The sequence below is a fragment of the Piscinibacter sp. genome (genome assembly GCF_050175855.1).
GTDB lineage: Bacteria > Pseudomonadota > Gammaproteobacteria > Burkholderiales > Burkholderiaceae_C > Piscinibacter.
The window spans coordinates 1-8,005 of sequence record NZ_JBFXIO010000244.1; the positions used below are offsets into that span (position 1 = coordinate 1).

The following is an 8,005-nucleotide window of genomic DNA, read 5'->3' on the forward strand; positions in this document are numbered from 1 at the left end:
CAGCGGCAGCACCTGCCGGTCCTGCAGCACGCGCAGCAGCCGCGCCTGCAGGGGCAGCGGCATGTCGCCGATCTCGTCGAGGAACAGCGTGCCGCCATGGGCCTCGCGGATGCGGCCCGGCGCACCGTCGCGGCTGGCGCCGGTGAAGGCGCCGGCGCGGTAGCCGAACAGCTCGGCCTCGATCAGCGCCTCGGGCAGCGCGGCGCAGTTCACCGCCACGAAGGGCGACTCACGCCGCGCGCTGCAGGCGTGCACGGCGCGAGCGAACACTTCCTTGCCGACGCCCGATTCGCCCTGCAGCAGCAGCGCGATCGGCTTGTCGAGCACGCGCCGCGCGCGGTCGACCGCGGCACGCATCGCGGCGTCGCCGCTGTCCAGCGCGGCCAGCGCATCGGCCGGCGCGCTGCTGCGCGGCAGCGGCCGGCCCGGTTGCAGCGCCAGCACCGCACGGCCCGCCTCGACGCGCAACCACAGCACGCTGCCGTCGTGGCGGCGCACGCTGTGCGGCGCCGTGCCGCCCTGGCGTGCCCAGGCCCACAGCGTGTCCATGCCGAGCTGCAGCAGCTCGTCGATGCCGCGCGCGCGGCCGTCGGCGCTGGCCAGGCCGAGCATGGCGCGGGCGGTCGGGTCGGCGCCGGTGATCCAGCCTTCCTCGGTCAGCGCGAGCAGGCCCTCGGCCACCGTGCCGATGCCCTCGGGCTGGGCATGCAGCCGCACGCGCAGGCCGGCGCCGTGGCGGGTGTCGAACAGGCGGTGCTCGATCATGCGCGCCGCCGAGCGCACCAGCGCCAGCGTGTGGCGGTGGTAGCCGCGGTGGTCGCCGGAGATGTCGAGCACGCCCAGCACGCGGCCGCAGGGGTCGGCGATCGGCGCGGCGGTGCAGGTGAGGAAGCCGTTGCGCTCGAGGAAATGCTCGCCGGCGTGCACCACCGCCGGCGCGGCATCGGCCAGCGCCGTGCCGATGGCATTGGTGCCGCGCCACTGCTCGTGCCAGCTGGCGCCGGGGCGCAGCGCCACGCGCTGCGCGCGATCGACGAAGCTGGCGTCGCCCAGCGCCTGCAGCAGCATGCCCTGCGCATCGGCGAGGATCACCATGCTGTCGGTGTCGCGGGTCTGGTCGAACAGGTACTCCATCACCGGCCGCGCATGAGCCACCAGCTCGCGCTGGTGGTCGAGCGCGCGCGCCAGCTGCGGTGCGGAGGCATGCGGCGCGCCGGGCATGCGGCCGAGCGGCGCCAGGCCGAAGCCCGCGCTGCGTTGCCAGCTGCGCTGCAGCGCCGGCGTGATCAGGCCGGGGGCGACGTCGCCCTGCTCGAGCAACTGGCGGCGGGCCTCGCGCAGGCGCGCGGCGGCGGAACGGGTGGCGATGGCGTGCTGCATCGTTGTCTCCTGTGGCGGCTTCTGGCGAGCCTCGGCGTGCCTCGGGCACGTAAGCTTCGAGCCTACCCACCGGCTGCGCACGCGCAAGCACTTCGGCGGAAATCGGGCCTGGGGCTGTCCCGCTTCGTGACAGTGCCGCGCCGCGGGACAGCGACGGCACAGTCTCGCGCCGTCGCCTGACCCGGTTCTTGCGCCGGATCAGGCGATTCGTGCGCGAACCGCGCTGGCACGCCGCGTGCGATGGGGCCCGCCCGGTTCCGCGCGGCATCCGGATCGTGCGGCCATTCCAACCACCTTCCGGACGGAGACAAGCCATGACCCTCTACGCCCATCCCAACACCGCCGGCGCGCCGGTCGAGTTCAAGCGCGCATACGACAACTTCATCGGCGGCCAGTTCGTCAAGCCGGTCGATGGCCAGTACTTCGACGTCGTCACGCCGATCAGCGGCAAGGTCTACACCCAGGCCGCGCGCTCCAACGAGCGCGACATCGAGCGCGCGCTCGACGCCGCCCACGCGGCCGCCGCGAAATGGGCCGCCACCTCGCCGGCCGAGCGTGCCAACGTGCTGCTGAAGATCGCCGACCGCCTCGAGCAGAACACCGAGCGCCTGGCCTATGCCGAGACGGTGGACAACGGCAAGCCGATGCGCGAGACGCTGAACGCCGACATCCCGCTGGCGGTCGACCACTTCCGCTACTTCGCCGGCTGCCTGCGCGCGCAGGAAGGCGCGCTCAGCGAGATCGACGCCCACACCATTGCCTACCACTTCCACGAGCCGCTGGGCGTGGTCGGCCAGATCATCCCGTGGAACTTCCCGATCCTGATGGCGGCGTGGAAGCTCGCGCCGGCTCTCGGCGCGGGCAACTGCGTGGTGCTCAAGCCCGCGGAGAGCACGCCGATCAGCATCCTCGTGTTGACCGAACTGATCGCCGACCTGCTGCCGCCGGGCGTGCTCAACGTCGTCAACGGCTACGGCCGCGAGGCCGGCATGCCGCTGGCGCAGAGCAAGCGCATCGCCAAGATCGCCTTCACCGGCAGCACCGCCACCGGCCGCGTGATCGCGCAGGCCGCCGCCGGCAACCTGATCCCGGCCACGCTGGAGCTGGGCGGCAAGAGCCCGAACATCTTCTTCGAGGACATCGCCTCGGCCGACGACGCGCTGTTCGACAAGGCGATCGAGGGCCTGGTGCTGTTCGCCTTCAACCAGGGCGAGGTGTGCACCTGCCCGAGCCGCGCGCTGATCCAGGAATCGATCTACGACCGCTTCATGGCCCGCGCGCTGGATCGCGTGAAGGCCATCAAGCAGGGCAGCCCGCTGGACACCGACACCATGATGGGCGCACAGGCCTCGGCCCTGCAGATGGACAAGATCCTGTCCTACCTCGAGCTGGGCAAGCAGGAAGGCGCGCAGCTGCTGGCCGGCGGCGGCAAGGCGCAGCTCGGCGGCGACCTGGCCGGCGGCTACTACATCCAGCCGACGCTGTTCAAGGGCAACAACTCGATGCGCATCTTCCGCGAGGAGATCTTCGGCCCGGTGCTGGCGGTGACCACCTTCAAGACCGAGGACGAGGCGCTGGCGATCGCCAACGACACGCCCTACGGCCTGGGCGCCGGTGTGTGGACGCGCGACGGCAGCCGTGCCTTCCGCATGGGCCGCGCCATCCAGGCCGGCCGCGTGTGGACCAACTGCTACCACGCCTACCCGGCGCACGCGGCCTTCGGCGGCTACAAGGAATCGGGCATCGGCCGCGAGACGCACAAGGCCATGCTCGACCACTACCAGCAGACCAAGAACCTGCTGGTCAGCTACTCGCCCAACGCCCTGGGCTTCTTCTGAGCGAAGCGTCTCGAAGAGCCCGCGCCCGCGCAGGCTCTTCGTCCCGGATCCATCAGGGTGTGGCGCCCGGCGCACCGGCCTCGAAGCCGGGCGGCGCGGAGCGCCACACCTCGCCGCTGGCGGCACGCGTCCGGCCGTGGGCGAACAGGGACTGGACGTAGCGGGGGTCGTACCACTGGTCCCAGCTCGCCTCGAAGTCGTCGCCGATCCAAGCGGCCCGGAACTGCGCACCCGCCCGCTGCGCCTGCGTGTAGACGACGTACAGGTCCGCCACGCCCTGCGACTGCGACATCAGGTACATCGCGTGCTCGCCGAGCGCCGCGACGTTCGGCGGCATCACCATGTACTCCGACTTCGCACGCCCATTGCGGATGGCGTAGAACTCCGGTCGCCCGCGATGCCGGTGCGCCTGCATCACCTTGGCCCAGTCGAACGCGGGAGACCATACGAACAGCTGGCGCGTGAGGCTGCCGTCCATGTGCATCTCGTGGAAGCGGCGGCCGCCCGCCTCCACCTCGAGGTAGACCGGCGGCAGCAGGATGGGCACCGAGGCGGAGGCCAGCAGGATCTGGTGAATCAGCGCCAGGGCTTCGGGCTTGCCGGTGGACGCGATCGCCCCGAGGTCCCAGGTCACCTGCCGGCTGGCGTAGACATGCGTCGTGCCCACGAAGAGGCGGCGGCCGCGCAGGTGTTCGCGAGCCACCGCGCGCATCATGCCGGCGTCGAAGTGCTGCGCGATCAGCTCGCGCAGCGGTTGCGACGACGCGAGCGCGTCGTTGAACAGGGCCAGCAAGCGGGGCCGGGGCTTCACGATGTTCTCCGAGCTCAGGCCGGTGAAGAGCTGCGACATCTGCGCATCGAACCCCGGGCCGAGGAAGGCATAGGGCGCCGCCAGCGCACCGACGCTCACGCCGGTGACGATGTCGAACTCGGGCCGCTGGCCGGTTTCACTCCACCCCGCCAGCACCCCGGCGCCGAAGGCACCGTTCGAGCCGCCGCCCGAGATGGCGAGCACGCGCAGCGGCCCCTTGCCGGCCATGGCGTCGTGGCTCGTGAAGCCCGACGGTCCTCCGGTACCCCACAGGTCCATCTCCTTGCGGCCGGAGCCATCGCCGAACGCCCGGATGCCGCGAAAGCCCGGCACCTCGGCGACGTCGACCAGCTCGGCCGGGATGGGCGGCAAGGCAGGCGCGTTGGCACAGCCCTGCAGCATCACGACTGGCAGTGCACAGGAGGCCGCGCTCGCGACCATGAGGCGTCGTCGGCTCGGCGACATGCGCATCTCCTTTCGGGCGGGCTGCCGGTGCGGCGCATGTTATTCGCGCCGGCGCGAAGCGGCAAAGGCCCTGCGGGCGCATGGGCTCGACGTGCCCGCGCGATGCCTGCCGTCCTAGGCGGGCGGTACGCCAAGGACTGCCGACAGCCGCAAGCCCGGTCTGCCGCTCCCGGGCCTCGCGGCCCTCAGCGACAGGTCGCCGCCGAAGGCCCACACGCGTTCCTTGATGCCGGCCAGCCCGTTGCCGCGGCGCAGCGCGGCGTCGCCATCGGGCAGGCCGATGCCGTCGTCGGCCACCGACCACTCGATCGCATCGCCGCCGTCGGGCCAGCGCAAGCTCAGCCTCACCTCCGAGGCCTGGGCGTGCCGTGCCACGTTGGTGAGCGCCTCCTGGCTGATGCGGTACAGCGCCAGGGCGAGGTCGTGCGGCAGGGTACGCTGCGCCGGCGCGTCGATGTCGAGGTGCACGCGCAGCGCGCCGCTGGCGCTGCGCCGCCAGCCGTCGGCCAGGCCGCCGAGCAGCTCGGCGAGCGTGGCCACCGTGATGGCCTCTCCGGCGCCGGCCAGCGGCTGCAGCCGCGCCAGCAGGTTGCGCACGTCGCTCTGGATCGCCGCGCATTGCTCGCTCATGCCCTGCACCACCGGCTGCACGTCGGGCAGATCCTTCAGGCGCTGCGCGAGCCACGCTGCATCGACACGGATCGCGGTGAGGCGCTGGCCGAACTCGTCGTGCAGTTCGCGGGCCAGGCGCATGCGCTCCTCCTCCTGCAGCGACTGCACCTTGTGGCCGAGCAACCGCCGCTCGGCCTGCGCGGCGTCGAGCGCGGCGCCGAGCGAACGCAGCGCCGCGGCGATCTGCTCCAGCTCGCCGATCGGCATCGTCGGCATGGCGCGCGCGGCGGCGGTGTCTCCGGCCTGGATGCGGCCGATGGCCGCCAGCATGCCCTGCAGCGGGCGGAAGGCCGAACGCACGTTCCAGCCCATCACCACCATCATCACCACCAGCCCGGCCAGCAGCACGCCCAGCAGGCTGGCGAGGTAGATCGCGGCTTCGCGGCGCTCACTGTCGGGCTGCGCGGCGAGAGTGAGGATCCACGGCGGCTTGCCGGGCCGCTCCAGGGTCCAGGTGACCGGCTCGATTGCCGCGCCGGGGCGCCACCGCCGGTGCCAGTCGACCAGCCGCTCGATCATCGGCGAGGCCGACGACGGCGGCAGCCGCCCGACCAGCAGCCGCCCGGTGGCGTCGCGCAGCGACAGCGAGAGGTGGCGCAAGGGCGTCTCCTCGCCGCGCCAGGCGAGCAGTGCGACGAGCTGCGCATCGCTGAGCTCGCCGGCACGCGACAGGCGTTCCATGGTGGCGGCGAGCGACACCGCCGCGTTCACCTCGCTGTCGATGTCGGCGTTGGTGCGCGCCAGGCCCAGGGCCAGGGCCGCCAGCACGGTGATCGCCGCCACTGCCAGCGCGCGCCGCATGACGCGGCGCGGCAGGTCCAGCGGCACGCGCGGATCGCTCACCGTGCGATCAGAGGTCGTACCAGGCGATGCCCAGCACCACGCCGCTGCCGCGCACCTCGTCGCTGCGCACGCGCTGCCAGGCGACGTCGACGGCGAGGCGCTCGCGCTTGAGCCAGTGGCGCACGCCGGCGTGCTGCAGCGTGCCTTCGCGGTCGCGCGCGACTTCGGCGAACAGCGACGTGCGGCGCCACACCTCGTGCTCGCCGGCGATCACCGCGGTGAATACGCGCCGCTCCTCGCGCGGCTTGGCCACGCCGACGTTGAGGTGCACGCGGCTGGTCTCGGCCTCGCCCGGTTGCCAGGTGAAGGGCAGGCTCACCGACATTGCGGCGCGTTCCCACGGCCCGCCCTTCGGCCGCTCCATGTCGAGCGCGAGCACCACGCCCCAGCCCCAGCCTTCGCGCGCGATGCGGTTGAACAGGTGCTTGAACTCGATCTCCAGCTCGTGGCCGTTGCCGTTGTACCGGTCGACCACGCGGCGGAACTCGGCCTGCAGCGAGTTGTCGGGATCGAAGGCGTACTCGGGTGCGACAGTCAGCGACGCCTGCCGGCCGGCCTTGCGGTACCAATTCTCTACTGACCAGACCTGCTCCTCGTCTTCTTCCGCGGCGCCGCTGTTGGCGAAGACGTACGGGCGGTCGGCGGCATGAGCACTCAACGACAGGAAGGCGAACGTCAGCGCGGCGAGCAGGCGTGTCATGGCGCCGATCGTGCCACGAAAGAAGAACGCCACGCCCGCGGGTCGCGGAGCGTGGCGCCAAAGTCGACGGATGCGAATCGTGGACGGCCTCAGTGTGCCGTCGCGCGCGCCGCCTGTCCCGGGAACGGTTCCCGATCGGCGGCGCGCCTTCGTCAGGGTCTCACTTCAACAGCTTGAACACCCACACCGAGCCGCCCTGCTCGAGGTAGTTGACCTTCTTGGCCACGTCGCCGCCCCACAGCGGCACGGCACCGCCCCAGCCCGAGACCACGGCGACATACTGCTCGCCCTTGTCTTCCCAGGTCACCGGGGGCGCGACGACGCCGGAGCCCGTCTGGAACTTCCAGACGATCTTGCCCGTCTTCGCGTCGGCGGCCTGCAGGAAGCCTTCCGGCGTGCCCCACCACACGAGGTTGCCGCCGGTGGTCAGCACACCGCCCCACAGCGGCGCGTTGTTGGTGGCTTCCCAGACGATCTTGCCGCTCTTCGGGTCGATCGCGCGCAGCGCACCGATCGGGCCATCGCTGTTGGTCTTGATCGTGAAGCCGGCGCCGAGATAGGCCGCGCCCTTCTTGTAGGTGATCGGCTCGTTCCAGATCTCCATGCCCCACTCGTTGGCCGGCACGTAGAACAGCTTGGTGTCGGGCGAGTAGGCCATCGGCATCTGGTTCTTGCCGCCGAGGAACGACGGCGCCGAGTAGACGACGTTGCCCTTCTTGCCGTCGGCCCCAGCGGTCGGGTCGCCCGGGCGGTTCTCCGGCACGTAGTTCGGCCGGCCGGTCTTCAGGTCGATGCCGGTGGCCCAGGTCACCTTCTTGACGAACGGGAAGGCGTTGACCAGCTTGCCGGTCTTCGCATCGTTGACGTAGAAGAAGCCGTTGCGGTCGGCCTTGCCGCCGAGCACCTGCGCGCCGTCGTCGTAGGTCACGAACTCGTTGACGCCGTCGAAGTCCCAGCCGTCGTTCGGCGTGTTCTGGTAGTGCCAGACGATCTGGCCGGTCTTCACGTCGATGGCGACGGTCGAGCAGCTGAACAGGTTGTCGCCCTTGCGCAGGTGGCTGTTCCACGGCGCCGGGTTGCCGGTGCCGAAGTAGGCCAGGCCCGTCTTCGGGTTGTAGGTGCCCCCCAGCCAGGTGGCCGCGCCGCCGGTCTTCCACAGGTCGCCCGGCCAGCTCTTGCCGGCGGTGCCGGAGACACCGTTCTCCTTCTTGTTGCCGTCCTTGTCGAAGGTGTAGCCCATGTGGCCTTCGACCACCGGACGCGTCCAGACCAACTGGCCGGTCTTCGGGTTGCGCG

Annotated in this window: 6 protein-coding genes; 1 reads left to right on the forward strand and 5 read right to left on the reverse strand. The window is 71.4% G+C overall.

The genetic code is table 11. From position 1 onward, the window contains the following. Nucleotides 1-1,380 (reverse strand): sigma-54-dependent Fis family transcriptional regulator (locus tag AB7U92_RS17305; protein WP_428579602.1); only part of this gene is annotated, 1,380 nt, incomplete at its 3' end. Between the two features lie 314 nt (nt 1,381-1,694). Between AB7U92_RS17305 and exaC the strand changes: the two genes are divergently transcribed. Beyond that, a complete protein-coding gene (exaC, locus tag AB7U92_RS17310) occupies nt 1,695-3,218 on the forward strand; it encodes an acetaldehyde dehydrogenase ExaC (RefSeq protein WP_428579605.1) in 1,524 nt (507 codons plus the stop codon). Nucleotides 3,219-3,270: 52 nt separating this feature from the next. Here exaC and AB7U92_RS17315 read toward each other — a convergent pair whose 3' ends face one another. From AB7U92_RS17315 to AB7U92_RS17330, 4 genes are all read right to left on the reverse strand, one after another. Continuing rightward, nucleotides 3,271-4,494 (reverse strand): patatin-like phospholipase family protein, encoded by a 1,224-nt coding sequence (locus AB7U92_RS17315; RefSeq protein WP_428579608.1) that lies wholly within the window; start codon nt 4,492-4,494, stop codon nt 3,271-3,273. Nucleotides 4,495-4,608: 114 nt separating this feature from the next. Continuing rightward, on the reverse strand, nt 4,609-6,009 hold the full coding sequence (locus AB7U92_RS17320; protein ID WP_428579611.1) for a sensor histidine kinase: 1,401 nt from the start codon (nt 6,007-6,009) through the stop codon (nt 4,609-4,611). Between the two features lie 7 nt (nt 6,010-6,016). Beyond that, the gene (locus AB7U92_RS17325; protein WP_428579614.1) at nt 6,017-6,709 is read right to left on the reverse strand and encodes a hypothetical protein; all 693 of its coding nucleotides are present in this window, start codon (nt 6,707-6,709) and stop codon (nt 6,017-6,019) included. Between the two features lie 160 nt (nt 6,710-6,869). Next, nucleotides 6,870-8,005: PQQ-binding-like beta-propeller repeat protein (locus AB7U92_RS17330; protein ID WP_428579616.1), on the reverse strand; the 1,136-nt coding region annotated here is incomplete at its 5' end.

Excerpts from the sequence above, each read along its gene's own strand:
- exaC (WP_428579605.1), top strand. The coding sequence starts at position 1,695 with ATGACCCTCTACGCCCATCCCAACACCGCCGGCGCGCCGGTCGAGTTC.
- AB7U92_RS17315 (WP_428579608.1), bottom strand. The coding sequence starts at position 4,494 with ATGTCGCCGAGCCGACGACGCCTCATGGTCGCGAGCGCGGCCTCCTGT.
- AB7U92_RS17325 (WP_428579614.1), bottom strand. The coding sequence starts at position 6,709 with ATGACACGCCTGCTCGCCGCGCTGACGTTCGCCTTCCTGTCGTTGAGT.